21 protein-coding genes and 2 pseudogenes are annotated in these 26,648 nt (G+C 72.2%); 12 read left to right on the forward strand and 11 right to left on the reverse strand.

Features of this window, described 5'->3' with window-relative positions; genetic code table 11:
- Window positions 1-203: 203 nt before the first annotated feature.
- Window positions 204-1,922, reverse strand: coding sequence for a sigma-70 family RNA polymerase sigma factor (locus AB5J54_RS31680; RefSeq protein WP_369147334.1), 1,719 nt, complete (start codon window positions 1,920-1,922; stop codon window positions 204-206).
- Window positions 1,923-2,167: 245 nt separating this feature from the next.
- Between AB5J54_RS31680 and AB5J54_RS31685 the strand changes: the two genes are divergently transcribed.
- From AB5J54_RS31685 to AB5J54_RS31700, 4 genes are all read left to right on the forward strand, one after another.
- Window positions 2,168-2,908 (forward strand): class I SAM-dependent methyltransferase, encoded by a 741-nt coding sequence (locus tag AB5J54_RS31685; protein ID WP_369147335.1) that lies wholly within the window; start codon window positions 2,168-2,170, stop codon window positions 2,906-2,908.
- A 143-nt stretch (window positions 2,909-3,051) separates the two neighbouring features.
- Window positions 3,052-4,374 carry a diacylglycerol kinase family protein gene (locus tag AB5J54_RS31690; RefSeq protein WP_369147336.1) on the forward strand — a complete coding sequence of 441 codons (1,323 nt, stop codon included), beginning with the start codon at window positions 3,052-3,054 and terminating at the stop codon, window positions 4,372-4,374.
- A gap of 156 nt (window positions 4,375-4,530) precedes the next feature.
- Entirely contained in the window at window positions 4,531-6,258 is a 1,728-nt protein-coding gene (locus AB5J54_RS31695) for a hypothetical protein (RefSeq protein ID WP_369147337.1), read from the forward strand.
- Between the two features lie 17 nt (window positions 6,259-6,275).
- Window positions 6,276-6,680 (forward strand): hypothetical protein, encoded by a 405-nt coding sequence (locus tag AB5J54_RS31700; RefSeq protein ID WP_369147338.1) that lies wholly within the window; start codon window positions 6,276-6,278, stop codon window positions 6,678-6,680.
- A gap of 11 nt (window positions 6,681-6,691) precedes the next feature.
- On the opposite strand, the gene AB5J54_RS31705 is transcribed toward AB5J54_RS31700, so the two are convergent.
- Together AB5J54_RS31705 and AB5J54_RS31710 are read right to left on the reverse strand one after the other, a co-directional pair.
- Entirely contained in the window at window positions 6,692-7,681 is a 990-nt protein-coding gene (locus tag AB5J54_RS31705) for a hypothetical protein (protein WP_369147339.1), read from the reverse strand.
- Window positions 7,678-8,283, reverse strand: coding sequence for a histidine phosphatase family protein (locus tag AB5J54_RS31710; protein WP_369147340.1), 606 nt, complete (start codon window positions 8,281-8,283; stop codon window positions 7,678-7,680). Before AB5J54_RS31710 ends, AB5J54_RS31705 begins: the two co-directional genes overlap by 4 nt.
- Window positions 8,284-8,554: 271 nt before the next feature.
- On the opposite strand from AB5J54_RS31710, the gene AB5J54_RS31715 reads away from it, so the two are divergent.
- The 3 genes and pseudogenes from AB5J54_RS31715 to AB5J54_RS31725 all read left to right on the forward strand — a co-directional run bounded on the left by AB5J54_RS31715 (window position 8,555) and on the right by AB5J54_RS31725 (window position 10,112).
- On the forward strand, window positions 8,555-9,085 hold the full coding sequence (locus tag AB5J54_RS31715) for a hypothetical protein (protein WP_369147341.1): 531 nt from the start codon (window positions 8,555-8,557) through the stop codon (window positions 9,083-9,085).
- Window positions 9,086-9,280: 195 nt separating this feature from the next.
- A pseudogene (locus tag AB5J54_RS31720) lies at window positions 9,281-9,535 on the forward strand (SDR family oxidoreductase); the annotation flags it as partial.
- 139 nt (window positions 9,536-9,674) lie between these two features.
- Window positions 9,675-10,112 carry an NUDIX domain-containing protein gene (locus AB5J54_RS31725; RefSeq protein WP_369147342.1) on the forward strand — a complete coding sequence of 146 codons (438 nt, stop codon included), beginning with the start codon at window positions 9,675-9,677 and terminating at the stop codon, window positions 10,110-10,112.
- Window positions 10,113-10,520: 408 nt separating this feature from the next.
- On the opposite strand, the gene AB5J54_RS31730 is transcribed toward AB5J54_RS31725, so the two are convergent.
- Together AB5J54_RS31730 and AB5J54_RS31735 are read right to left on the reverse strand one after the other, a co-directional pair.
- Complete coding sequence (locus AB5J54_RS31730) at window positions 10,521-10,937, reverse strand: hypothetical protein (RefSeq protein ID WP_369147343.1); 417 nt, start codon at window positions 10,935-10,937, stop codon at window positions 10,521-10,523.
- 355 nt (window positions 10,938-11,292) lie between these two features.
- Window positions 11,293-12,399 (reverse strand): magnesium and cobalt transport protein CorA, encoded by a 1,107-nt coding sequence (locus AB5J54_RS31735; RefSeq protein ID WP_369147344.1) that lies wholly within the window; start codon window positions 12,397-12,399, stop codon window positions 11,293-11,295.
- 134 nt (window positions 12,400-12,533) lie between these two features.
- Here AB5J54_RS31735 and AB5J54_RS31740 point away from each other — a divergent pair, with 134 nt between their 5' ends.
- A complete protein-coding gene (locus AB5J54_RS31740; RefSeq protein WP_369147345.1) occupies window positions 12,534-13,646 on the forward strand; it encodes a winged helix DNA-binding domain-containing protein in 1,113 nt (370 codons plus the stop codon).
- 18 nt (window positions 13,647-13,664) lie between these two features.
- On the opposite strand, the gene AB5J54_RS31745 is transcribed toward AB5J54_RS31740, so the two are convergent.
- On the reverse strand, window positions 13,665-14,489 hold the full coding sequence (locus AB5J54_RS31745; protein ID WP_369147346.1) for a LuxR C-terminal-related transcriptional regulator: 825 nt from the start codon (window positions 14,487-14,489) through the stop codon (window positions 13,665-13,667).
- Between the two features lie 91 nt (window positions 14,490-14,580).
- Between AB5J54_RS31745 and AB5J54_RS31750 the strand changes: the two genes are divergently transcribed.
- Window positions 14,581-16,266 (forward strand): AMP-binding protein, encoded by a 1,686-nt coding sequence (locus AB5J54_RS31750; RefSeq protein WP_369147347.1) that lies wholly within the window; start codon window positions 14,581-14,583, stop codon window positions 16,264-16,266.
- 37 nt (window positions 16,267-16,303) lie between these two features.
- Window positions 16,304-17,890: an AMP-binding protein gene (locus AB5J54_RS31755; protein ID WP_369147349.1), complete on the forward strand. Its 1,587-nt coding sequence runs from the start codon at window positions 16,304-16,306 to the stop codon at window positions 17,888-17,890.
- A gap of 31 nt (window positions 17,891-17,921) precedes the next feature.
- On the opposite strand, the gene AB5J54_RS31760 is transcribed toward AB5J54_RS31755, so the two are convergent.
- The 3 genes and pseudogenes from AB5J54_RS31760 to AB5J54_RS31770 all read right to left on the reverse strand — a co-directional run.
- On the reverse strand, window positions 17,922-18,437 hold the full coding sequence (locus tag AB5J54_RS31760; protein ID WP_369147350.1) for a GNAT family N-acetyltransferase: 516 nt from the start codon (window positions 18,435-18,437) through the stop codon (window positions 17,922-17,924).
- Window positions 18,438-18,456: 19 nt separating this feature from the next.
- The gene (locus AB5J54_RS31765; RefSeq protein WP_369147351.1) at window positions 18,457-19,257 is read right to left on the reverse strand and encodes a TIGR04222 domain-containing membrane protein; all 801 of its coding nucleotides are present in this window, start codon (window positions 19,255-19,257) and stop codon (window positions 18,457-18,459) included.
- Between the two features lie 108 nt (window positions 19,258-19,365).
- Window positions 19,366-19,782, reverse strand: a pseudogene (locus AB5J54_RS31770) (hypothetical protein); the annotation flags it as partial.
- 991 nt (window positions 19,783-20,773) lie between these two features.
- On the opposite strand from AB5J54_RS31770, the gene gcl reads away from it, so the two are divergent.
- Window positions 20,774-22,561 carry a glyoxylate carboligase gene (gene gcl / locus AB5J54_RS31775; protein WP_369147352.1) on the forward strand — a complete coding sequence of 596 codons (1,788 nt, stop codon included), beginning with the start codon at window positions 20,774-20,776 and terminating at the stop codon, window positions 22,559-22,561.
- Window positions 22,562-22,570: 9 nt separating this feature from the next.
- On the opposite strand, the gene AB5J54_RS31780 is transcribed toward gcl, so the two are convergent.
- Window positions 22,571-23,590: an ArsR family transcriptional regulator gene (locus AB5J54_RS31780; protein WP_369147353.1), complete on the reverse strand. Its 1,020-nt coding sequence runs from the start codon at window positions 23,588-23,590 to the stop codon at window positions 22,571-22,573.
- 87 nt (window positions 23,591-23,677) lie between these two features.
- Between AB5J54_RS31780 and AB5J54_RS31785 the strand changes: the two genes are divergently transcribed.
- On the forward strand, window positions 23,678-24,886 hold the full coding sequence (locus AB5J54_RS31785; RefSeq protein WP_369147354.1) for an MFS transporter: 1,209 nt from the start codon (window positions 23,678-23,680) through the stop codon (window positions 24,884-24,886).
- 298 nt (window positions 24,887-25,184) lie between these two features.
- On the opposite strand, the gene AB5J54_RS31790 is transcribed toward AB5J54_RS31785, so the two are convergent.
- On the reverse strand, window positions 25,185-26,642 hold the full coding sequence (locus AB5J54_RS31790) for a catalase (RefSeq protein ID WP_369147355.1): 1,458 nt from the start codon (window positions 26,640-26,642) through the stop codon (window positions 25,185-25,187).
- Window positions 26,643-26,648: the final 6 nt, after the last annotated feature.

Consider the following 26,648-nt stretch of genomic DNA (forward strand, 5'->3'; position numbering starts at 1 on the left):
CCCTGGGGTGTTGGTGGGGGCGACTCGGCGGTCGAGCTGACTGTCGACTTTCGGCCATCAGATCGACGGCCGGGCAAGCCTAAACAGACGGCGAGCCGCCGACCGGGGGTCACGCGTCAGGGAAGCGTCAAGATCCCCCTGTCGGACGTCGTACTTGTCACACCGGAGACGCTTGTGGGGCTCGGCGCAGGCGCCTGTGGCCCTCAGCGGCTGCCGAAGGCCTGGGTCCAGTAGGGGCCGCCGGAGGTGTGGAGCCCGATGCCGATCTCCTTGAAGTCGCAGTTGAGGATGTTCGCCCGGTGACCGGGGCTGTTCATCCAGGAATCCATCACCTGCGCCGCGGTGGTCTGGCCCTTCGCGATGTTCTCGCCGTAGGACGACCATGCGTATCCGGCGGCCGTGATGCGCTCGCCCGGGCCGTCGCCGTCGGGGTTGGTGTGGTCGAAGAAGTCCCGCGCGGCCATGTCGTCGGAGTGCCCCTGGGCGGCCTTGGTGAGCAGGGGGTGCTCGGTCAGCGGCCCGCAGCCGGCCTTGGCCCGTTCCGAGTTCACGAGGCTGATCACCTGCTGCTCGGTGGAACCGGAACCGGAACCGGAACCGGAACCAGATCCGGATCCGGGCGCTGTCGGTGTGGTGCGCGTGGGCTCGGGCGCGGACGTGGCCGTACGCGTCGGGCGGGGCGATGCGGGCGGCGAGGTGCGGGAAGCGGTCGGGGTGGGACGCGAGGGCGCGGGGGTCTTGAGGGGGGTCTTCGACGCCCCGGCCGACGGGGAGGGGGTGGCCGAGGCCGTGGCGGTCGCGCTCGACTCCTGCGCGGCGGGCAGTCCGGCGTCGGCGGTCGTGGCGAGGGTGGTGTCCCTGGCCTCCGTACCCTCGTCGGGGCCGCTGGTCAGGGTGAAGGCGCCGCCGGCGACCGCCACCACGGCTATGCCCGCCGCGACGACGAGACGCCTGCGGCCGCGCTGCCGCTGCTGCCGGCGCCGACGGCGGGTGGCGCGGGAACTGCGGGGGCCGCGGCCGGCGGGGGCCGCGCCGGGCCCGGACGGGGCTCCGGCGCTCTGCGGTGGCGCCGCCTGCCGGGAGCTCGCGGCGACGGTCTCGAAACCGGAATCGGGATCGGAACCGAGACCGGCGCGCTCGCGGACGCCCGCGAGGAGCAGCGCGGCCGGAGGTACCAGGAGCAGTCCGGCGAGCAGCCCCTCGGCCGGTACGAGCCCGCTCCACAGACCGGCGCAGTGCGCGCACGCGCGCGCGTGACGGGCGATGCGCTTGCGCCAGAGGGCGGACGGCCGGCCGTCCCAGGCGTCGGTCTCGTACCGCAGCGTGGCGCAGGGCGGGTTCTGCGACAGGGCCCGCACGACGACCCGCGCACCGTCGAGACGGTCCTTCATCCGCTGGACCCGCACCGCGGTGTGCTGCGGGGACAGCTGCAGGGCGGCGGCCACCTCGTGGCGGCTGAGCTCGCCGGCGCACTCCAGCCACCACAGGGAGAGCAGCTCCCGGTCGTCGGGTTCCAGCCAGCGGGTGGCCTCGGCGGTCTCGCGTCGCTGGCCGGAAAGGTTCAGCCGGACCACGGCCAGCTCCACGAAATCGGACCCGGGCTGCGCGATCTCGCGGGCGTCGTCGAGGCCGCCCGCGGGGAGCCCGGTCCGCTGCTGCCGGTGCCAGTGGCTGCGGACGCCGTTCATGGTGATGGCGACCAGCCAGGACCTGAAGCTGTCCGGGGAGCGCAGGTCGCCGAGTCCGGCGAGCGCCCGCAGCATCGTCTCCTGGACGACGTCGTCGACGTCGTGGTGACCGTTCATCGCCCGGCCCACGATGTTGTAGACCAGCGGCAGGTGGAGGGCGAGGAGCCGGTCCTGCGCCCGAGGGTCTCCGCTCTGTGCCGCCCTGACCAGTTCCGTACCGTGCTGTGCGCCCATGCTCCGAATCACCCTGCCTGTTCCCGCTGTCGTCGACGGCCAACACGTGGGAGATCACGCGGGGGCGGCCCGATAACAGAAACCTGCGGAGCGGTTCCGGAAGAACCTCCTTCCGTACGGCAGGCCAGGAGGATCTCCGGGTCTTCGTGGCTTCTGCCAATACGAGCTCGCGTCATGATCCGGCAAGACTGCCAGGGCATGACGGATCACCAGGCACATGACCGAGCACTGGGGAGGACCGCGCGATGAGCGTGCAGCAGTACGACGAGATCGGTGAGGCGTTCGAGGGCTTCAAGTCCCTGCCGCTGACGCAGTACGGGGAGGTGCCCAGCTTCCTGGGCCTGGTGGGTGACGTCCGGGGCAGGTCGGTCCTCGACCTCGCCTCCGGCACGGGTTTCTACAGCAGGGAGTTCAGGCGGCGGGGCGCCTCCGAGGTGCTCGGCATCGACATCTCGGGCGAGATGGTCGCGGCGGCGCGGGCCTTCGAGGAGAGCGATCCGCTGGGCGTGCGCTACGAGGTGGGGGACGTGTCCGAGCTGCGCGCCCTCGAAGAGCGCTTCGACATCGCGCTGGGGGTCCAGCTGCTCAACTACGCGCCGGACATCGCCACCATGGAGCGGATGTGCCGCCATGTGCACCGGAGCCTGAAGCCCGGTGCCGAGTTCTTCGTGCTCGCGCAGAAGCCGGACTATCGCTTCGACGGGCCGTCCCTCGCCAAGTACGGCTTCCTCTGCGAGGCGACCGGCGAGGAGATCGAGACGGGACCGCGCGTCCGGATCACCGCGCTGCTCGACCCGCCGATCTCGTTCGTCGGCGCCTGCCCGCGCCGCGAGGTGTACGAGGACTCCCTGCGTGCGGCGGGCTTCGGGGACCTGACCTGGGTGCCGCTGGAGATCTCCGAGGCGGGCGTCCGCGAGTTCGGCGAGGAGTTCTGGGCGGACTGTCTCGCCAACCCGCCGTTCGAACTCCTGCGCTGCCGCGCCTGACGGCCGCAGCCGCTCGAACGGCCCGCGCCCGGATGCCCTCGCGGCGGAACACGGGCAGGCTGGTGCTCCGGACCGGGCGCGCGCCCCACAGGCGCCGCCCGGCCGGGAGGCACGGTCGCGGGAACAGGGCAGGGGAGGACGGCATGACAGGGTCGGGCCCCGGAACACGTCCCGCCGCGCGGCTCCTCGCGCGGCTCGCCCTGCTCGCGGCCCTCGGCTCGCTGGTCGTTCTCCTGCTCGCGCTGGGCGACGGCGGCCTCCTGGTGGTGGGGGCGGGGTTCCTCGGCCTGGTGCTCTGCGCCGCCGGCATCTGGTGGTTCGTCGCGCACCGAGGCGCGGTACGCCTCATCGGGCTGCTCCTGGCGATCGCCGCGCCCATCGGCGTCGTGGTCCTCTTCGCCTACGGCGGGCTGTGGCTGACGGCCCTGATCCTGTGCCTGTGCTGGGGCGTGGCGCTGGCCTGCGCGAGGCAGGCGCTGCGCAGATCGCGGCCGAAGCGGTCCATGCGGGCGGTGGCGGCGGAGCCGCCGAAGAACCCGGTCCTGATCATGAACCCGAAGTCCGGGGGCGGGAAGGTCGGCCGCTTCCACCTGGTCGAGCGGGCGGAGGAGCTCGGGGCGCGGGTGATCCTGCTCGACCCGTCCGCCCCGGCGGACGTCGCCGAACTGGCCCGCGGGGCGGTGACCGAGGGCGCGGACCTCCTGGGCGTCGCGGGCGGCGACGGCACCCAGGCCCTGGTCGCGGCGGTCGCAGCCGAGCACGACCTGCCGTTCCTGGTCATCTCGGCCGGCACCCGCAACCACTTCGCCATGGACCTGGGCCTCGACCGCTCCGACCCGTCCCGCTGCCTCGACGCGCTGACCGACGGCGAGGAACTCCGGATCGACCTGGGCGACGTCGACGGCCGGGCCTTCGTCAACACGGTGTCCTTCGGCGTCTACGCCGACGTCGTCCAACACCCCGAGTACCGGGACGCCAAGGCGGGCACGGCACTCACCCTCATGCCGGACCTCCTCCTGGGCGACGGCGTACGCCGCCTGGACGCACGCATCGACGACACGATGCTCTCCGCCCAACAGGCCCTGCTGATCAGCAACAACCCCTACGTCTCGCCCGACGAACTGACCGGCGGCGGCCGCCGTCCCACCCTCGACGACGGCGAACTGGGAGTCCTCGGCATCCGGGTGGAAGACGCGGCCCAGGCCGCCGACCTGGCCGTACGGGGCTCGCAGTCCACGGCCCTGACCGTCCGCACGGCCCACCGCGTCGAAGTGACCGCCCACACGGCCGAGATCCCGGTGGCAGTGGACGGCGAGGCCCTCCGCATGCCCACCCCGGTCACCTGCACCCTCCGCCCCGGCGCCCTCCGCGTCCGAGTCCCCCGCAACCGCCCGGGCGTCCCCGCACCCGTACCGCCCGTGAGATGGCGCCGCATCTTCGACCTGGCGTTCGGCCGCCGTATCTGAGGGAGGGCGACAGCGGTATTCGGTCAAATACCGTTCCAAGTTCACCAGTGGGGTGATTGTCGCTCTTGTGGTCTGGCGACTCCCGGGGTTCACCGTGAGGATGCCCGCCGTAACGGTGAACGGGGGAGCGGCGTGAAGCAAGGTCGGGGTTCGGGCGTGCGGGAGCGTTCCGAAGAGGGGGAGCCCGACGGGCCGGCGGTGCCGGCGCAGGCAGGTTCAGGGGCACCGGCCGAGGAGCACCTCAGGGGGGTCGATCCGTCCGAGTCCGAGGTGACCCGGCTGCTCTGCCAAGCGCTCCACGCGCGTCCCGACCGGGTGCGGGCCGTCAAGGCATGGTGGGTGAAGGTTCGAGGCCGGGGTGAGAAGCAGGCCAAGCCCCGTCGCAGTAGTCGACGGCGCATCTACCTGGAGGGCGGGGACGACTGCCCGCCCCTGGGCGAGCCCATGGCGCAATGGGTACTGGACCATGTGCTGCACGGGCCACGGCTGCCGGTACCGTCCTACGGCTTCGACGCCATGCCGGTTCTCGCGCACAGTCTGCGAGCGAGACGGCGACGACGGGTGCGACGTATCGCGGTGCTTGTACTGGTGGTTTCCGTGGCGTGCGCGGTGCCCCGACCTGCCGCCGTCTGGGGGCTGGCTCTCCTCGTCGCGCTCGTCATGTGGTGGGCCGCTCTGCGAGCGGCCCGGAACGGGAAAAGGTCGAGGCTCGCGCGGTCGCCTCGCGTGGCGTATTTCGTGTTGTCCGTTCCGCTGCTCTGCGCTCTGGTCCCTTGGAAAGCATCGGGCTCGGTGATCTCCATGCGCGCCGGGATTCTCCTCTTGCCGGTGGCCTGGTTGGCGGCGGCCGCGCTCGCTTGCACGGTGGACCGGATGGCGGCCCGGGCCGCGATGGCCCGGACCGTTCGGAACGGCGCGGCGACCGACTGCCTTCCCTGGTCTGCTGTCAGGGCGAGGCGACGGGCCGCGTCGCTCGAAGAGGGTCAGGCCAGGAAGGAATTGCCCTACGACCAACCTGAGCGCTTCGTGGGGGCCGGGCGGGACGTGTGGGGCGTGGCTGACATCAGTATTCCGCTGAAACACAAGGACCCGCTCGGACGGATCGAGCTCTCCGGCGAGACCGAGCTGCTCGACCGAGTGGGTGCCGCACTCGACGAACTGGGCGGATCCGGGGACATCACCGATCCGCTGCCCGGCTTCTCTGTCGCGCAGGTACTGGGCCTTCCGTCGGCTCTGTGGCTGCAGCGCATCGGTGCCCCGAAGGTCACGCTCCCGGACCTTCGGGGCCGGGGCCGTCGCTCGCCTTCCAGCGTGCCGGACCGGCTGTACCTGCGGGCGCAGTGCGTCAGCTGGGCCGGTCAGATCGTGGTCAATGTGTTCGTCCACGCGGCCCTGGAGGCCGGAGAACTGCGGCTCACCGTGCGGCCGCACGTGATGACACCTCTCTACAACGAACTGCGGGTGGCCGACGCACCCTTGTCCAAGAGGGGAGTGCGACTCCTCGGCTGGGTGGCTCTGCAGGGGTTGCTGGACGCGGCCGGAGGGCCGTTCGCGCTCTTCCGGTTCGTGAGGCGCCTCGCGCTGCGCGAGCCGGGCGTGGCGCGCACCGAGGAGAAGGATCCGGTGAGCCTCCGCGACCGCTACTCCATGGAGGAGATCACGGACATGCACCAGAGCGACGACGCGAAGAGGCACGTCGTGCTGATGCAGACGTGCATCTTCCGCTCGGTCGCCGCCTACCTCGAAGAACTGGGAATCGATACCGCCCGATATCACGAGCAGGTGGCGATGGTCATCACCAACATCCAGGTCTACGGCGACAACAACGCGCCGATCCAGAACGTTGCAGGTAGCGGCATCAGCCAGGTAGGTCAGGAAAACTAGTGGTCAGGAGTGTACGGATGATCGTGGGACGTCGTCGCCAGGAGCCCGAAGCGGGGCACGGCTCGGGGATCTCCATCGGGGGCAGCAACATCGCTCCGGTGCAGAACGTCGTAGGGCAGAACATCTCGAACGTCCACCAGTCCGCCGCGATCGAGGGCAGCGCTGTCGTCGACCGCGCAACCGTGCGCGAGCTCCTGGAAGGCTTGCGCGCCGATGTGGAGCGCCATGAGGCGGAACTGCCGAACGTGTCGCTGATCCGCGGCGTGGTGGACTCGATCGACACCGCGCTCGTAGCCCCTGACGTGCGAGAGACAGGGGCGCTGACCGGTGTCGCGCACGCGCTGCCGGCCCTGGTGGCGGGAACCGCGGTACAGCAGGCGGGAGAGGCGCTTGCCCAGGCCATCGCGGGATGGGCGGGGTGAGATATCGCCCCTCACCTACTACGGCGCGTGCGGGAGGAGTGACGGGTGGGGGAGGCGGCGCCCGAGGAGTCGCGAGAGCGTCCCGTCAAGGAGCGGGTCAGGCCGTAGGCGGTGGTGAGCCAGGCGGCCACCGCGATCCACAGGAGGGCTCGGCCCAGGGTGTCCAGCCAGGTCGTCCCGGTGGCCGTCGCGGTCGACAGGGACGCCACCGCCGTCATGCCGAGGGGGAAGACCGTCGCCCACCGGAGGACGTCGTAGCCGGGGCGCCGGTGGGCGAGTTCGCCGTGGAGCAGCAGGGCGTACCAGGCCAGGGCGAGCGCGAGCAGGGCGAACGTGGTCGTCCGCAGCGCCGTCTCCGCGCCGCCCGACCACACGCCCGAGGCGAGCAGCTTGGAGGCGGCGAGCGCCGAGATCGCCAGGGCGCCGGCCGCGATCCAGTGGTCGCCCGCGCCCCTCACGACCTCGCGGACGTCGAAGCGGGTCAGCGCCTCCGCGTACAGCAGGAGCCCCAGGAGGAAGAGGGCGAGGGCCGCGTCGGCGAGCCAGTCGCCGGCCTTCGGCGCGAGGAGGGCGGACAGGACCGCGAGGCCCTCGGTGGCCACGCAGATCAGGAACGCGGCTCCCGGCGCCCGCCGCGGCAGATGCCGGAGCACGGCCGCCAGCAGCACCGGCCAGGCCGCGGCGGCCAGGACCAGGAGCGATACGGCCACCGGAGTGAGGCCGAGGAGTGCGAAGCGGGCGCCGAGCACCGTCGAGGCGGCCACGGCGGTGAGCGCCGCAGGGGTGTCGGCGGTCGTCGCCCAGGCCCGGCGGTCCCCCAGGAGCAGCGTCGAGAAGTCGAACGCGAGCAGCAGCCACAGCGCCACGGCCAGGCACAGCGCCACCACCGAGACCGTCTCGAAGCCCGTCAGGTGGAGGCCGACCGACAGGATGCCGGTGGCCAGGACCCCGGCTCCGGCCGCCGGTGGCAGCGCCGCCCACCGTGGCCCGAGGTGCGTCACGCGCCGGGGAGGGGCCGCTGGTTCCAGCCCGCGACCACCGGAAGACCGTGCTCCGTCGACAGCCGGCCGACCGTCGCCGTCGTCAGGAGGAACAGCCTCCCCTCGGACGCCGGCAGGCCCAGATACCGGGCCGTGAGGACCCGCAGCAGATGCGCGTGCGCCACCAGCACACCGTCCTCCCGTGAGCCCGCCAGGAGCGGCGCGACGCGTGCCAGGACCCGGTCGGCCCGCCGCCCCACGTCCTCGGCGGACTCGCCCGGCCGCCCGTCCGGGTGCGGAGGCACCCCGTCCCGCCACAGCGACCAGTCCGGCCGGCCCTCGTGGATCCGGGCCGTGGTCAGCCCCTCGTACCCGCCGTAGTCCCACTCGCACAGGTCCTCGTCCGTCTCCGCGCCCCGCAGCCCGGCCAGCTCGGCCGTGTCCCGGGCCCGCCGCAGCGGACTCGTGCGGACGAAGGCGAACGACCGGCCCGCGAAGAACGGCGCGAGCGTCCGCGCGCCCGCCTCGCCCTCCCGCGTGAGCGGCAGATCCGTACGGCCGGTGTGCCGTCCGGCGGCGCTCCACTCCGTCTCACCGTGGCGGATCAGGAGGAGGTCACCCATGGCCCGCTGCTCCTTCCGCTCCCGCCGGTCCTTCGTCCCGAAGACGGCACACCGCCATGATCGGCGCGAGCCGCCGCCGTCGCCACCGCCGACGGACCCCCGCCCGCCCGGTGCCGACCCGGATTCGACCCGGATTCGACCCGGAAGCGGCCGGGGACCGACCAGGGCGTTCGATGTAATGGAGAAGGAAGAGGCCAGGCTTGTGGGCGTGCTGTCGTGGTGCGATCCTTCCGCCGTGCGAGCGCACTCGGTCCTCGCGGAGGTGAGGCAGGTGAGGCGAGCAGGCCTCGTCCGGCTGCGCGAGCTGCACCTGCCCGAACTCGCCCGTCTGTCCCTGGACGCGTCCGAGAACCCGGTGGGGGACGGCGACCGGGGCACCGTCGCCGCCATCGAGCGCCTGTTACGGACCGCGGTCTCCCGGATCGGTGGCGGAAGTCTGCAGACGGCCGCCGAGTACAGCCTCGGCCTGGCCCAGGGCACCCGCGACTGGCCGGCCTCCGAGCGCCGCCGCCTGGCGGCCCAGGTCTACGGCGTCAGCGTGGAGCGCTTCCGCAAGCACCACGAGCTGATGGTGCTCGGACAGATCACCGAACAGGTCCTCGGCCTCGCCAGCCGCCCCCTCCCCGGCGGACCGAACGGCTTGAACCACCCGAGCGGCCCGGGTGGCCCCAATCGCCCGAACCACCCGAGCGTCCCCGGCGGCCCGACCAGCCGGACCGAACCCCCGCCCGACGCCACCGCCCCCTGGCGCCCGTCCACCGCTCGCTCCGTCTGCGCCTCCCCGGCCGGGCCGCGCCGGTGACCGTGCGGATCCACGTGATTCACGCCTTTCTCGCCCTGCACATCTTCGGCGTCATCCCGCCCTCCCGGCCGACCGGACACGACCTCCTGCTCGTCCTGATCAAACTCGCCGAGAGCCAGGCCCCGCACACGGCGCTCGACACCTTCGTCACCACCACGCAGGCACCTCACCCCCACCTCGGTGAACAGAGCAGCAGTGTCCCTGCGCCGAGATCGGCCGAGCGCTCGCCACCGCCGGGGAGCGACCGTCGCGATCAACCATCTCGGCCAGGACCCCGACGCCCACGCCCTCCTCGCCGCCTTCGAACGCGCGGGCAGCCCCGGGATCGCGCTCAACGCCGACCTGACCGACCCGGGCTCCGTCCGGACCATGGCCGACCTCGTCCGCACCGAGATGGGGCCCGCCGACATCCTGGTCAACAACGCCGGCTCCTACCCCCGCGTCGCCTGGCAGGACACCGACGAGGTCGCCTGGACCTCCTTCCTCGACGTGAACCTCACCGCCCACTACCGTCACGGGGCAATCCGTCCACGTCGACGGCGGCTGGCTGCTCCACTGAGACCGTCAACAAGCAAGGAGACGAACCGAAATGATCGAACGAGTCCGAGCCGTCCTCGTCACTGCGGACGACACGATGCTGGTCATCCGCCGCACCAGGCCCGGCATCCCCGAGTACTGGGTCTTGCCCGGCGGCGGCGTCGAACCCGACGACGAGTCCCGGGAGGCCGCTCTCCATCGGGAGATCCACGAGGAGATCGCGGGGAAGGCCGACATCATCCGCCTCCTCCACACGGTGGAGTCCGACGACGAGCGCCAGCTCTTCTACCTCGCCCGCATCGCGACCTGGTCCTTCGAGGACCGCACCGGCCCCGAGTTCAGTGCCGAAGGCCGCGGTGAGTACGCGCTGGAGGAGGTCCCACTGACCCTGGAGGGACTCGACGGCATCGACCTCAAGCCCGAGGAGATCGCCCACGTGCTGAGGGGAGCCGTCGGCGCCGGAAGCCTCGGAGTCGAGGCGTCGCTCTGAGCCGGCGTGTACGTCGTCCTGCCGCAGGGACCGGCTCTGAGATGAGCCGGTCCCTGCAGCCTTCCGAGGTCAGCGCGGGGAGCCCGGAGGCGGCTCCTCGTCCTGCCCCGGCAGCAGCCGCGGGGCGAGGACCGATCCGTCGGCATGGACGGAGAGGGGCCGCCCCAATCCTTGTCGAAGGTGAGGCGGGGGCGGACGTGGCGGCTCGCGTGGACGAGGGCGTGGTACTCCTCGACGTCGCCCCGGGCGAGCAGACGGAAGACCTCCGCGTCCACGCCGGAGAACGCCTCGACGCGAGGGCCGTTCAGACGGAGGACGTGATCGGTGCCGACGTACTCGTCTGCCGACGAGAGTGTGGGCTGTCACAGCACACGCTGTGCCCCGTTGCCGTTGGGCTGTCTCCCGGATTCAGCCGGTGAGGCTTTTGCGGCGGACCCGCATTCCGTACTTCGTTCCCTCAGGTCCACCGCTGCTGCCCCAGCCGACGCTCGTGGCGACGTCCCATCCTCTCTGTGCCTCCATCTGGGCCGCGAAGGTTCGGAGGTCGTGGATTGTGCAGCCGCAGTCCAGTGAAACGTCGATGCTCAGGTACGGGCTGCGGGGATTGTCGTTTCCGTACGAGGTCTCCTCCCACCGCACGTCGTGGACGTGCTCCTTGAGGCCGGTCCGCACCTCGTCGTGCTTGATGCCGTGGGCCTTGGCGTACTCGTCCAGGTCGTCGATCACGAACAGGTGGCTGGACCACTCACCGGGCCAGACCGCGAAGAGCCGCGAACTGCCGGTCAGAGCCCGTTCGTAGGCGGCCCGGTCTGCCCCGTGTGTCACCCTGCCGTTTTCGTGGACCTCGATGTAGCACGTCGTACGTGAGGTGTACGGGAAGTCCTTCCCCGCAGCCGCTGCACTCCTCGGTTCCAACGGGCCCTCCCTGTGTGCGATGCCCTGCGCGGAAGTCAACAGCATCCAGGGAGCGGCCCGCAGGGCTTCGCCCGACACCCTCGGTGACCGCCGACCCTCACCCTTGCCCTGGGATCGTTCCCGTGGTGGCCGCAGTACTGCAAGCGGGGGGCAGGCGTTCACTCCCCAGCGCCGCGCATTCTCCCCAGATTCCCCCCAGGGGTACGGAACACTCTCTTCCATGCGTTCGCGTCTGTGAAGTTGATCAGATGGTGCCCGGGTTCTGCTACAGCCAGTCCTTCTTCTTGAAGACCACGTACAGACTCGTGCACACCACCGCCATCAGCACCACCGCGAACGGATACCCGCCCGCCCAGTGCAGCTCCGGCATGTGGTCGAAGTTCATTCCGTAGATCGTTCCCACCAGCGTGGGTGCAAACAGAATGGCCGCCCACGAGGAGATCTTCTTGATCTCCTCGTTCTGCTGGAAGCCGGCCTCCGCCAGTGCTCTCATCTCGGCGTTCTGCTGCTGGGTGACCAGGGTCGCGTTGACCGTGAGGATGTCCGTGAGGGCCTGGCGGAAGCCGTCGACGCGTTCGCTGGTGTGGGTGACGTGGTCGGCGACGTCGCGGAGGTAGCGCTGGAGTTCCTCGTCCGTGCCGTACTTCGCGAAGCCCGCCATCAGGGCGTGGAGCATGCCGACCAGGGGGCGGGTCGCGCGCTGGAACTCGACCATTTCGCGGGAGAGTTCGTAGATGCGGCGGGAGACCGCCGGGTCGCCGCCGAAGACCTCCGTCTCGATCTCGTCGATGTCGTTCTGGACGCCCGCCACCACCGGCGCGTAGCCGTCGACCACCGCGTCGAGGATCGCGTACAGGACCGCCTCCGGTCCCAGGGCCAGCAGGTCCGGGTTCTCCTCCATGCGGCGGCGGACCGCCGAGAGGTCCGGGGCGGCGCCGTGCCGGACCGTGATCAGGAAGTCCGGGCCCACGAAGACATGGAGCTCGCCGAAGTCGACCTCCTCCGGGGCGTCCAGGTAGCGCGCGGCGCGCAGGACGACGAACAGCGTGTCGCCGTACCGCTCCAGCTTGGGGCGCTGATGGGCCTCCATCGCGTCCTCGACGGCCAGCTCGTGCAGGTCGAACTCGGCGGCCAGGGAGTGGAGTTCCTCCTCGGTCGGGCGCTGGAGGCCGATCCAGGCCATGCCGTCGGGGTGTTCGCGCAGCTGGCGGAACGTCTCCGCGAGGGTGCTGGGGGAGGCGACCCGGCGGCCGTCGCGGTAGAGCGTCGACTGCACGACGCTCGGCTCCACCGAGGGCGGCCGCGCGTCCGAGGTCTCGGGCGGCGGCTCGGGCCGGCGGCGCCAGGCCGCGCGGGGGCGGCGGTCGGACATCGTCGGGCACCTCCACCTCGGGCTGCGGGTCGGTCGGGAGCAGGATATATGGGGTGAATCCCTCGCGTACGGATCTCGGTCCCGTACGCAGTTCAGGACCGATGTCGTCCGCAAGCCTCGGTAGCGTGCCTGCCATGGCCCTCAAGACGACCCACCCCGTGCTCGGCCCCCGCGCCCTGAACCGCGCCACCCTCGACCGGCAGCTGCTCCTGCGCCCCGCCCCGCTCGGCGTCGAGGAGGCCGTCGGTCATCTCCTCGGGCTCCAGGCCCAGAACACCAAGCCCCCGTACTACGCGCTCGCCGCCCGGCTCGACGGGTTCCGGCCCGAGCGGCTGTCCGCCCTCATGGAGTCCCGGCGGGTCGCCCGGATCGTCTCGCTGCGGTCCACCGTGCACACCCACACCGCCCGCGACGCGGTCGGCCTCCGCCGGCTCGTGCAGGCCGGGGCGATCGAACGGGAGCTGAAGATGTTCCGCAAGGGGCTCGACGGCGTCGACCTCGACCGGCTCACCGCCCTGGCCACCGCGTACGTCGAGGAGCGGCCCCGCACCCCCAAGGAGCTGCGGGAGCACCTCCTCCGGGAGTGGCCCGACGCGGACCCGCAGGCGCTCACCATCGCCGCCCGCTGCCTGCTCCTGATGGTGCAGGTCACCCCGCGCGGTCTGTGGGGGCGCAGCGGGCAGGTCGCGCTCACCACCGTCCGTACGTGGTTCGACGGGATCGAGGACGAGGCCGCCGACCTCGACGAGACCGTGCTGCGCTACCTCGGCGCCTTCGGCCCCGCCTCCGTCAAGGACATGCAGACCTGGTGCGGCCTGACCCGGCTGCGCCCCGCCTTCGAGCGGCTGCGGCCCGGGCTCCTCGTCTTCCGGGACGAGCAGGGCACCGAGCTCTTCGACCTCCCCGACGCGCCCCGCCCCGACGAGGACACCCCGGCCCCGCCCCGCTTCCTCCCCGAGTTCGACAACCTGCTCCTCTCGCACGCCGACCGCACCCGCGTCGTCCCCGCCGAACACCACGGCCGCACCTGGACCGGCAACCAGGCGCACCGCACGTTCCTCGTCGACGGCTTCCTCGCCGGGATCTGGCACCTCGACGAGGCGAAGGACCGCACGACCCTCACCGTCGATCCCTTCGCGCCCGTGACGCGAGCGACGCGCACCGCGCTGACCGCCGAGGCCGAGCGGATCCTCCGGCTCATGACACCGCCCGGCACCCCGTACGACATCGTGTACGAGGGAGAGTGACGCCGTCGGAAACCCCGCCTACGGCAGCGCCCCCGCCCTCCGGGCCGCCACCACCGCCTCCAGGCGGGTGTGGGCGCCCAGTTTGCGCATCGCCGAGCGGAGGTAGCCCTTCACCGTCTCCGGGCGCAGGCCAAGACGCTCCGCCGCCGTCGCGTTCGTCACGCCGGAGGCGATCGCCGCCAGGACGTCCGTCTCGCGGGGGGTGAGGGAGACGCCGGGGGGCGCGGGGGCGGCGCCGGAGGCCGATTCGAGACGGCCGCAGACGGCGAGGAGGCGCTCCCGGAGCGCGGGGTCGACGACCTTCGGCGCCAGTTCGCGCAGCTCCCCGTACGCCTGCCGCACCTCCTCCCAGGACGGGCCCGGCGGCGGGGGCGCGAGCAGCTGCCGTACCTCGTCCCGTACCGCCAGGGCCTGCTCCACGTCACGGGCCGCCGCCATCGCCGCGTCGAAGACCCGCTCGCCGATCGGCAGGGACTCCCGCAGCGCCCCGTACAGCACCCCGCGCACCTTGCGCCGCACGACCACCGGGACGGCGATCACCGCGCGCAGGCCCTCCGCCGAGACCGGTACGTCGTACTCGTGGGTGATGTGCCGCGACGCCGGGTAGTCCGTGACCGCGCACGGCCGCGACAGCGCCAGGCACTTCCCGCCCAGGCCCGAGCCCGCCGAGATCGTCAGACCGCCCAGCGCGGGCGTCATCGCCCCGCTCAGCTCGGCGATCCGCACCGTGCGGCCCGTGGCCCCCTCCTGGAGCAGTCCGCCGAAGGCGACGGGCAGCCCGCTGGCGCGCCTCAGCCGCAGCAGCGCCGTACGCAACTCCACCGCTTCCACCATCTCGGGCACGGGAGCACTCCTTCACCCCCGAACGGGGGTAGTGAGACCTGGGTCACCGATTACACGATGTCCGGGACAGGTCCCGCAATGAGGAGGACACATGACGCCCACGAGCGCGACCGGCGCGACGGAGAGGTTCCGGGCCGCCCGGGACTTCCTGCTGCAGCATCGCGAGGACTACGAGACGGCCTACGAGGGCTTCGCCTGGCCCCGCCCCGACCGTTTCAACTGGGCGCTCGAATGGTTCGACGTCATCGCACGGGACAACGACCGGACCGCCCTGCACATCGTCGAGGAGGACGGCTCCGAGACGCGGGTGAGCTTCGCCGAGATGTCCGCCCGCTCCAACCGGGTCGCGAACTGGCTCCGCGCCCAGGGCGTCCGCGCCGGCGACCGGATCATCCTGATGCTCGGCAACCAGGTCGAGCTGTGGGAGACCGTGCTCGCCGCGATGAAGCTGCGCGCCGTCCTCATCCCCGCCACCCCGCTCCTCGGCCCCGCCGACCTGCGCGACCGCGTCGACCGGGGCCGCGCCCGGCACGTGATCGTGCGCGCCGGGGACACCGCCAAGTTCGACGACGTCCCCGGGGAGTACACCCGGATCGCGGTCGGCGGCGACGGGGTGAACTGGCTGGGGTACGAGCTCGCCGACCAGGGGTCGGACGTGTTCGAGCCCGACGGCGCCACCCTCGCCGACGACACCCTGATGCTGTACTTCACCTCCGGCACGACCGCCCGCCCCAAGCTGGTCGAGCACACCCACATCTCGTACCCCGTCGGCCACCTCTCGACGATGTACTGGATCGGCCTCAAGCCCGGCGACGTCCACCTCAACATCTCCTCGCCGGGCTGGGCCAAGCACGCCTGGTCCAACCTCTTCGCCCCGTGGAACGCCGAGGCGACCGTCTTCATCCACAACTACACCCGCTTCGACCCGGCCCGCCTCATGGACGAGATGCAGCGCAACGGCGTCACCAGCTTCTGCGCCCCGCCGACCGTCTGGCGGATGCTGATCCAGGCCGACCTCGGCCAGCTGAAGACCCCGCCGCGCGAGGTCGTCGCCGCCGGCGAACCGCTCAACCCCGAGGTCATCGAGTCGGTGCGGCGCGCCTGGGGCGTCACCATCCGGGACGGCTTCGGACAGACCGAGACCGCCGTCCAGGTGTCCAACAGCCCGGGCCAGCGGCTCAAGGAGGGCTCCATGGGCCGCCCGAGTCCCGGCTTCCGGGTCACCCTCGTCGACCCGGTGAGCGGCACGCCGGACGTCGAGGAGGGCGAGATCTGTCTCGACCTCTCCGTCAACCCGGTGGGCCTCATGACCGGCTACCACGGCGACCCGGAGCGTACGGCGGAGGCGATGGAGGGCGGCTACTACCGCACCGGCGACATCGGCTCCCGGGACGCGGACGGCTACATCACGTACATCGGGCGCGCCGACGACGTCTTCAAGGCGAGCGACTACAAGATCTCGCCCTTCGAGCTGGAGAGCGCCCTCCTGGAGCACGAGGCCGTCGCCGAGGCGGCCGTCGTCCCCGCCCCCGACCCGCTGCGGCTCGCCGTCCCCAAGGCGTACATCGTCCTCGCGGCGGGCTGGGAGCCGGGCGAGGAGACCGCGAAGGCCCTGTTCGCCCACTCGCGGGCGGTCCTCGCGCCGTACAAGCGCGTCCGCCGCATCGAGTTCGCCGACCTGCCCAAGACCGTCTCCGGCAAGATCCGGCGCGTCGAGCTGCGCCGGCTGACGGCGGAGGGCGGCGGCAAGGAGTACGTGGAAGGGGACCTCGCGTGACCGCCGTGACTCTCTCCTCCGCGGAAGGGGGCCTCGCGTGAACCTGTCCTACTCCCACGGGACCTCCACCACCGGACTCCTCGGCGACACCATCGCCGACAACCTCGACCGCGCTGTCGCCGCCTGGCCCGATCGCGAGGCCCTCGTCGACGTCCCCACCGGACGCCGCTGGACCTATGCCGCATTCGGCGCGGACGTGGACCGGCTCGCCGGCTCCCTGCTCGGCAGCGGGGTCCGCAAGGGCGACCGCGTCGGGATCTGGGCGGTGAACTGCGCCGAGTGGGTCCTCGTCCAGTACGCCACCGCCCGCATCGGCGCCATCATGGTCAACATCAACCCCGCCTACCGGGCCCACGAGTTGGCGTACGTCCTCCAGCAGGCCGGGGTCTCGCTGCTCTTCGCCTCCCTCGCCCACAAGACGAGCGACTACCGGGCGATGGTCGAGCAAGTCCGGGCCGACTGCCCGGAGTTGCGCGAGGCGGTCTACTTCGGCGACCCGACCTGGGACGCGCTGCTCGCCCGGACGCCCGGGGAGCTCCGCCCGGAGCCGCTCTCCTGCGACGAGCCCGTCAACATCCAGTACACCTCGGGGACGACGGGCTTCCCGAAGGGAGCCACGCTCTCCCACCACAACATCCTCAACAACGGTTATTTCGTGGGCGAGATGATCGCCTACAGCGAGCAGGACAGAATCTGCATTCCTGTCCCGTTCTATCACTGTTTCGGCATGGTGATGGGAAACCTCGCGGCCACCTCGCACGGCGCCTGCATGGTGATCCCGGCCGCCTCCTTCGACCCCGCCGCCACCCTGCGGGCGGTCCAGGAGGAGGGCTGCACCTCCCTGTACGGGGTGCCGACGATGTTCATCGCCGAGCTGAACCTCCCCGACTTCGCCGGGTACGACCTCTCCACGCTCCGCACCGGGATCATGGCGGGCTCGCCGTGTCCGGTCGAGGTGATGAAGCGGGTCGTCGCCGAGATGAACATGGCGGAGGTGTCGATCTGCTACGGCATGACCGAGACCTCGCCCGTCTCCACCCAGACCCGCCGCGACGACGACCTGGAGCGCCGCACCGGCACGGTCGGCCGGGTCATGCCGCACGTCGAGGTGAAGGTCGTCGACCCGGCGACCGGACTGACCGTGGAGCGCGGCACGGCGGGGGAGCTGTGCACCCGCGGCTACAGCGTGATGCTCGGCTACTGGGACCAGCCGGACAAGACCGCCGAGGCGATCGACCCCGGCCGCTGGATGCACACCGGCGACCTGGCGGTCATGCGCGACGACGGCTACGTGCAGATCGTCGGCCGCATCAAGGACATGATCATCCGGGGCGGTGAGAACGTGTACCCGCGCGAGATCGAGGAGTTCCTCTACGGACACCCCAAGATCGCGGACGTCCAGGTCGTCGGCGTCCCCGACGAGCGGTACGGCGAGGAGATCCTGGCCTGTGTGATCCCGCGCGACCCCGCCGACCCGCCCACCCTGGACGAGCTCACCGCCTTCTGCCGGGACCGGCTCGCCCACTACAAGATCCCGCGCAGGGTGGAGATCCTCACGGAGTTCCCGATGACGGTGAGCGGCAAGGTGCGGAAGGTGGAGCTCCGGCAGACGTACGCCGCCTAGGGCCTGGTCCGACGCGAGTGTCGGACAGGTCCTAGATCACCTCCCGGCGCATGCAGACGCGGGGCCAGACCGACAGGCCGTGGGCCGCCTCGGCCCGGCTGATGGCGCGCAGCCCCTCCGTGAGCGCCGGGTCGGAGTCGGTGAGCGGGCGGAAGCCGAGCCGCGTGTAGTACGGGGCGTTCCACGGCACCTCCATGAAGGTCGTCAGGGTCAGGGCCGCGAGGCCCTGCTCCCTGGCGGCCGCCGCGAGATGCTCGATCAGCGCCCGGCCGACGCCCCGGCGGGCGGCGTCCGGGTGCACCGACACCTGCTCGATGTGGGCGGCGCCGTCGACGGTGTCGGCGAGCAGGTACGCGACCGGGCGGTCCGCGGCGTCCACCGCCACCCACGCCCGGCCCGCACGGCGGTACGTCTCCAGGACGTCCAGCGGCAGGGGGTCGTCATCGGCGATCGCCGCCATGCCGAGAGTACGGAACGGCTCGCCCGCCGCCCGTTCGATGTCCTGGAGCAGCGGGAGTTCGGCCGGAGCGGCCGCTCTGATGCGCATACGACAGTATGGCGCGGGCTCAGCACGGCGAGCCGTCCGGCGTCGGGCCGCCGGGCGTCGGAGGCCGGTTGTGGTCGTCCTCCGGGGGGCGGTCGAGCAGGCCGCCCTCGCGGGAGAACCGGGGCAGGAACAGGGCCAGGGCCGGGTCGCCGTACAGCGCCACGTACAGCTGGACGAGCCCGCCGTCCGTCACCTCGCGGCGGTGGGCCGGCAGCGGATACCGCTCCCGCAGGCCCGCCAGGAGCCGCCGCGCCGCCCGCGTCGTGTCCGGCAGGCGCAGCAGCGCCACCGCCGCCAGGACCGGCGGGATTCCGGCCGCGAGCGCCCCGGCGAGGGCCGCCCCCGAGGCCCCCGTCACGAACGGCCCTGCCAGCGCCGTCGGCGGTACGCACCCCAGCAGCACCCGGGCCGTCCACAGCCGCGCGAGCGGCCGGAGCAGCCCCGCCCCGCGCAGCTCGCGGCGCAGTGCGTCCACCGCCCGCCGCGCCTCGGGGCGCAGCGCGAGCGTCCGCAGTGCGAGGGCCCGGTGCAGTGCCCCGTGCACACCCAGCTGTACGGGGTCTCGCGTGCGGCCCGGTCCGCCATTGGCCCGAATCGTATGTTTGCGGCCCGCCGCGACCGCCCCGCGCTGGTGCAGTGCCACCAGGGCGACGGTGACGGCCGCCCGCCGCCCGCCCCGCAGCAGCGCGAGGGCCTGCGGCGTGGGCACTGCATCCGCCCCGGCCCCCTCGCTGCGGGTTCCGCCGCTTCTCAACAGCAGGACGGCGAGCAGGAGTTCAGCCCAGACCGCCCCGATGAACCACCACGTCCCCGTCGGCATGACACCCACCCCCGAGGGTGTTGTGCCCGGGGGAGCGTGATCGTCACGCGTGAATGGCCGATTTCGGATGCCGAGGAGTTGTGTGGGCGCTCCGGGGGGCCTCCGCGGTCAGGCGCCGCCCGCCGCCAGGTCGTCCGCCGCGTCGTTGACCGGCTGCGGGGTGCCGGTCAGGTCGAGCACGAAGAGCGGGAGCCCGACCTCGGCGGCGCGCGAGCGGGCCTCCGGGGTGTAGCCCGCGAGCGAGAAGAACACGCTCACCGTCGCGGTGCTCAGCCCGTTGAGCCAGAGGCACTCGACGGCCCGCAGCCCGGTGGGCCGGGTGCTCGGGTCGACCTGGGCGACCAGGCCGGGCGCCCGCAGGTCCACGCCGGACGAGGGGCGCTCCTCGGGCTGGACGACGTCCCTGAAGCCGAGCCACCGCAGATACCCGGCGGCCGCCGCGACCGCGTCCCGCGAGGTCCGGATCGTCACGGGCCGGAAGGCCCCGCGCAGCGGAGCCGGGCGCGGGGCGGTGGCCGGCAGCGGGATGTGCGCGGGGTACCGCTCGGCGAAGGTGCGCGGTCCCGCGGAGCCGGCCTCGTCCGCGCGCGGCGCGGCCGGGCCGGGCTCGTCCGTCCCGCGCCCCGCCGCCGTGCCGGCCCCGCCCCGCGCCTTGGGCCCCGGCCCGAACCACGGGGACCCGGACTCCACGGGCCGGGGCAGCGCCCCACCGGCGGACGCCTCGGCCCCGGGCCGCGCCCCAGGACCACGCGCCGCCCCGGGCGGCTCCGGGGGCGGGGGGGCGGACGGAGAAGGGGAGGGAGAGGGGGACGGTGCGGGTGAGGAGGGCGGAAGCGCCGGGGAAGGGGGCGGGGGCGGGGGCGGTGCCGCGACGCCCGCCCCCTGCGCCGATACGGCACCCCCACCGGCCCCGGCCGGGGCGCCCCCGTCGCTTCCGGCCACGCCCCCGGCCGTGCCGGCCGCCGGGCCGTCGGCCCCCGCGTCGCCGCCGTCCGCTGGCCTCGCCTCCGTACCCGCCGTGCCCGCCGCCCGTACCGGCACCCGCAGCACCGTCCCGCACGGGCAGCACAGCTCCGGGTGGGGCCAGTCGGTCTCGCGGTCGCAGGCCTCGCAGCGGACGGTGACCCATTCGTCCGCCCAGTTCCGGTGCGTGATCGGCTCCGCGACCGCGCCCGCCGTCACCGGTGGGGCGACCGGGCTTCCGCAGACGCAGGGGAAGGCGGGTGGCGCGTACGCCTGCGTGCGCAGGCACTCCGGACAGCGCACCGGTACCGACTCGCCCACAGCCCTACCCCCTGTCGTTCCGCCCCATCGTCCACCCTTCCGAGACCCCGGGGGAGGGTGTTCGGCCACTTCCGCGATCCCGGCGGGCGGACTTCTCTTGACGGCTCTCCGCAGCCCGACCTACATTGCTTCCGTATAGCAGAACAGTATTTCCGCATTACGGAAACAGGTGGTCGGGCCTCCCGAGACGAGGCCCCGCCTGGATCCGCCCGGCCGAAGCAGGAGCACTCCCATGCCTCGTATGACCGCCGCCGCAGCGGCCGTTGAGATCCTCAAGCGCGAAGGCGTCACCCAGGCGTTCGGCGTCCCCGGCGCGGCGATCAACCCCTTCTACCGCGAGCTCAAGAACGTGGGCGGCGTCAGCCACACCCTCGCCCGCCACGTCGAGGGCGCGTCCCACATGGCCGAGGGCTACACCCGTGCCCAGGCCGGCAACATCGGCGTCTGCATCGGTACGTCCGGCCCCGCCGGCACCGACATGATCACCGGCCTGTACTCGGCCATCGCGGACTCCATCCCGATCCTCTGCATCACCGGCCAGGCTCCGGTCTCGAAGCTCCACAAGGAGGACTTCCAGGCCGTCGACATCGCCACGATCGCCAAGCCGGTCACCAAGGCCGCGACGACCGTCCTGGAGGCCGCGCAGGTCCCCGGCGTCTTCCAGCAGGCCTTCCACCTGATGCGCTCCGGCCGCCCCGGCCCGGTCCTGATCGACCTGCCGATCGACGTCCAGCTGACCGAGATCGAGTTCGACCCGGAGACCTACGAGCCGCTGCCGGTCTACAAGCCGTCCGCGACCCGCGCCCAGGCCGAGAAGGCCCTGAGCTTCCTCCTGGAGGCCGAGCGCCCGCTGATCGTCGCCGGCGGCGGCATCATCAACGCCGACGCCTCCGACCTGCTGGTCGAGTTCGCCGAGCTGACCGACATCCCGGTCATCTCCACCCTCATGGGCTGGGGCACCATCCCGGACGACCACGAGCTGGCGGCCGGCATGGTCGGCGTCCAGACCGCGCACCGCTACGGCAACGCGACCTTCCTGGAGTCCGACACCGTCATCGGCATCGGCAACCGCTGGGCCAACCGCCACACGGGCTACAACCTGGACGCCTACACCAAGGGCCGCAAGTTCGTCCACGTCGACATCGAGCCCACCCAGCTCGGCAAGATCTTCGCCCCCGACTACGGCATCGCCTCCGACGCCAAGGTCGCCCTGGAGCTCTTCGTCGAGATCGCCAAGGAGTGGAAGGCCGCGGGCAAGCTCCCGGACTTCTCCGCCTGGGCCGCCTCCGCGCAGGAGCGCAAGGCCACCCTCCAGCGCCGCACGCACTTCGACAACATCCCGATGAAGCCGCAGCGCGTCTACGAGGAGATGAACAAGGCCTTCGGCCCGGAGACCCGTTACGTCACCACCATCGGTCTGTCCCAGATCGCGGCCGCGCAGTTCCTGCACGTCTACAAGCCGCGCCACTGGATCAACTGCGGCCAGGCCGGCCCGCTCGGCTGGACGATCCCGGCCGCCATCGGTGCCGCCACCGCGCAGCCGGACGTCCCGGTCGTCGCGCTCTCCGGCGACTACGACTTCCAGTTCATGATCGAGGAGCTGGCGGTCGCCGCCCAGCACAAGGTCCCCTACGTCCACGTCCTCGTGAACAACGCCTACCTCGGTCTGATCCGTCAGGCGCAGGGTGGCCTCGGCATCAACTTCGAGGTCAACCTCGAGTTCGAGAACATCAACACCCCGGAGATCGGCGTCTACGGCGTCGACCACGTCAAGGTCGCCGAGGGCCTGGGCGTCAAGGCCATCCGCGTCACCGACCCGGACAAGCTCGGCGAGGCCCTGGAGGAGGCCAAGAAGCTGGCCGTCGAGCACCAGGTCCCGGTCGTCGTCGAGGCGATCCTGGAGCGCATCACCAACATCGCCATGAGCAAGACGGTCGACATGAGCGACGTCACCGAGTTCGAGGACCTGGCCACCGAGCCCGGCCACGCGCCGACCGCGATCAAGGCCCTCCAGGTCTGATCGACACCCTCAGCAGAGGGACCGACCCCCGCCCCGAGGAGCACCGGGGCGGGGGTCTCCCTGTGCCGCCGCCACGAGCACCGCGCCCGCCTCCGTCCACGCGTAGAGCACCGAGCGGCCCGCCCGCCCACGCCGTACGAGCCCGGCGTCGAGCAGCACCTTCAGATGCCGGCCGACGGAGCCGAGCCCCTGCCCCGTGAGCGCCACCAACTGGCTGGTGGACAGCGGCGATTCGAGCCGTACGAGCACCCCGGCGCGGGCCGTTCCGAGCAGGGCCCCCAGGGCCTCCGGCACCGCGGGACCGGACGCGTCCGCCAGGACTCCCGCGCAGGCGTAGACGATCGCGTACCGCTCCGCCCCCTCCCACGACACCCAGCCGGTCGCCGGCGTCACCGGCACGAGCAGCAGGCGCCCCCGGTCGACCGAACGCGGCGGATAGTCACGGGTGTTGACCTGCAGCCGGCCGTCGCCGAGCCAGCGCATCTTCCCCGGGCACAGCTCGTCGAGCGCCGCCGCCCAGCCGCCCCGGCTCAGCATCGCCGTCCGCGCCACCACATCGGCCTCCAGGATCCGCCGCCGACGCGCCCACTCCGGCCGTACCGTCTCCCGCCACACCCAGCCGAGCACGCCCGCGAGCCGCTCCGGGAGATCCCGCGCCGAGCGCAGCGGCTCCGGCACCGGGCCGCCGATCGCCACCGCCAACTGGTCCACGGCGTCGGCCGGTTCGGTGGAACGGACGGCCTCGACCTCCTCCTCGAAGCTCCGCTCGCGGTCGCCCAGCGGGGTGGGGGTGAGGAAGTCCGCGTTCCAGGTCGGCCCGATCGCCGCCCGTACGAGCAGTCCGTCGAGCGGCTCCGCCGCGAGCCGCTCCCGGTACGCGGGCAGACAGCGGTCGAGCCAGGCCCGCTCGCCCGGGTGCGCCGCCGCCCCCGCGTGCAGGACCTTCAGCGAGGCGATCGTCTCGGCGAGCGGCGACACGACGAACGAGCTCCCCGCCAGGGTGTCCGTACCGATCTGCCACCAGCCCATACGACCGCACCTTCACCACGAGCCCGTTCGTTTCGCCACCGGGCGAAACAATATCGTCGTGCCCGGGTGCCCCCCGAAGCTCCCAGCATGCCCCGCTACCGCACGCTCTTCCGCACCCCCGAGTTCACCCCGCTCTTCCTCACCGGTTCCGCCCACACCGCCGCCCAGACCGTCGCCGGACTCGGCCTCGCCACGCTCGTCTTCCGCGCGACCGGGTCCCCGCTCCTCTCCGCCCTGGCCCTCTTCGGCCCCTCGCTCGCCCAGCTCCTCGGCGCGACCACCCTGCTCTCCGCCGCCGACCGGCTGCCGCCGCGCGCCGCGCTCTGTGGCATCGCCCTCTTCTTCGCCCTCGGCACCGCCGCCCTCGCGATCCCCGCGCTGCCGACCTGGGCGGTCTTCGTGATCCTGCTCGCCGAGGGGCTCGCGGCCTCGCTGGGCGGCGGGGTGCGGTACGGGCTCCTGAACGAGATCCTCCCGCGCGAGGAGTACCTCATCGGCCGCTCCGTGATGAACATGGCCAGCGGCGCCTGCCAGATCGGCGGCTTCGCCACCGGCGGGCTCCTCGTCGCCCTGCTCTCGCCTCGCGGCACGGTCCTCGTCGGCGCGGGCCTCTACCTCGCCGCCGCCCTGGCCGCCCGCCTCGGCCTCGGGGCGCGCCCGCCCCGCGCGGCCGGGCGGCCCTCGGTCGCCGAGACCTGGCGCACCAACGGCCGGCTCTGGGCCGTCCCCGCCCGCCGCCGCGCCTACCTGGCACTCTGGGTGCCGAACGGCCTGATCGTCGGCTGCGAGTCCCTCTTCGTGCCGTACGCCCCCGAGCACGCCGGGCTCCTCTTCGCCTGCGGCGCGCTCGGGATGCTGGCCGGGGACACCGCCGTCGGCCGCTTCGTACCGGCGCGGCTGCGCGGTCGGATCCGCTTCCCGCTCCAGGCGCTGCTCGCGGCCCCGTTCCTGCTGTTCGCCCTCGATCCGTGGCTGCCGCTCGCGCTCGTCCTCGTGACGGTGTCGGCGGTGGGGTACGGGGCGAGCCTGCTGCACCAGGAGCGGCTGATGACCCTGGTGCCGGAGGAGCTGAGCGGCCACGCCCTCGGGCTGCACACCTCGGGGATGCTCGCCCTCCAGGGGGTGAGCGCGGCCCTGGCCGGCACCCTCGCCCAGTACACGTCACCCCGCACCGGCATGGTGCTGCTCGCCCTGGTCTCGCTCGCGGTGACGTTCCTGCTCGCCCGTGCGGACGCAAAAGAAGAAGAGCGCGGAACCAGGGACCGTAAACCTGGTTCCGCGCTCTCCCGCTTGTGACCGCCCGACGGCACGAGGCTGGCGCGACAGGACGTTCGCGCCGCCGGGCGGAGTCTCGGGGACCCCTCGGAAGGGGGGCGTTGGGACCGCGGTGGTTCCGACGGGCGCCGTGGCGGTTCCCCTTCCTTCAGGTCAAGAAGGGGGCCCGGCGTCCTTACCACCGCACTGGCTCGGAGCCACCGCGGTCCTCACGCTTGTCCGGTTCACCGACCACCCCTCATCCGGGCCGGCGATCCGGACCACGTACGACACTGACCTCCCGTCAGGTGTCGTACGCAGTCTGGGTGTCGCTGTGCGGTCAGTCCTCGCGCAGGGCCTCGACGGCCTCGCGGACGCGCTTGCCGTAGTCGGCGTCGGCGGCGGCGAAGTGCGCGAGGTTCTTCTCGATGACGTCCTCGCGGGACACCTGGGACAGACCGCCGGCGATGTTGGCGATCAGGCGCTTCTTCTCGTCCTCGGACATCAGGCGGTAGAGCTCGCCGGCCTGGAAGAAGTCGTCGTCCTTGGTGTGCGCGGGCGCCTCGTGGGTGCCGGTCCAGCCGTGGATGGCGAGCGGCGCGGAGAGCGCGGCGTCCGTCTGGGCCGGGCCCTGGTACGAGTTGGGCTCGTAGTTCTTGTCGTGGCGCGAGCCGTTGCGCAGCGCCATGGCGCCGTCGCGGCCGTAGTTCTGCGCGGTCGTGGCCTTGGGGGCGTTGACCGGCAGCAGGGTGTGGTTCACGCCGAGGCGGTACCGGTGGGCGTCCGCGTAGGCGAAGAGACGGCCCTGGAGCATCTTGTCCGGCGAGGGACCGATGCCCGGCACGAAGTTGTTCGGGGAGAACGCGGCCTGCTCGACCTCGGCGAAGACGTTCTCCGGGTTGCGGTCGAGGACCAGGCGGCCCACGCGCTGCAGCGGGTAGTCGCTGTGCGGCCACACCTTGGTGAGGTCGAACGGGTTGAAGCGGTACTCCGCGGCCTCGGCGGCCGGCATGATCTGCACGTACAGGGTCCACGAGGGGTTCACACCGCGCTCGATGGCCTGGAGCAGGTCGGTCTGGTGCGAGTTGGCGTCCTTGCCGACGAGCTCGGCGGCCTGCTCGGCGGAGAGGGAGCGGATGCCCTGGTTCGTCTTGAAGTGGTACTTGACGAAGAAGGCCTCGCCCGCCTCGTTGGTCCACTGGTAGGTGTGCGAGCCGTAGCCGTTCATGTGACGGTACGAGGCCGGGATGCCGCGGTCGCCCATGAGCCAGGTGATCTGGTGGGTGGCCTCGGGGGCGTGCGCCCAGAAGTCCCAGACGTTGTCCGGCTCCTGCTTGCCCGTGAAGGGGTCGCGCTTCTGGGAGTGGATGAAGTCGGGGAACTTGATCGGGTCCTTGATGAAGAACACCGGGGTGTTGTTGCCGACGAGGTCGTAGTTGCCCTCTTCGGTGTAGAACTTCAGGGCGAAACCGCGGGGGTCGCGCACCGCGTCCGCGCCGCCGAGCGAGTCGGCCACGGTGGAGAAGCGGAGGAAGGTCTCGGTCTTCTTGCCGACCTCACCGAGGAAGTCCGCCTTGGTGTACGCGGTGACGTCGTCGGTCACCTCGAAGTAGCCGTACGCGCCGGAACCGCGGGCGTGCACCACGCGCTCCGGGATCCGCTCACGGTTGAAGCGCGCGAGCTTCTCCAGCAGGTGCTGGTCCTGGAGGAGGAGAGGGCCACCGACGCCGGCGGTGGCGGAGTTCTGGTTGTCGGCGACGGGGGCGCCGGACTCGGTCGTAAGCACGCGCTTCGACATCGTGAC

Source organism: Streptomyces sp. R44 (assembly GCF_041053105.1).
Lineage (GTDB): Bacteria > Actinomycetota > Actinomycetes > Streptomycetales > Streptomycetaceae > Streptomyces.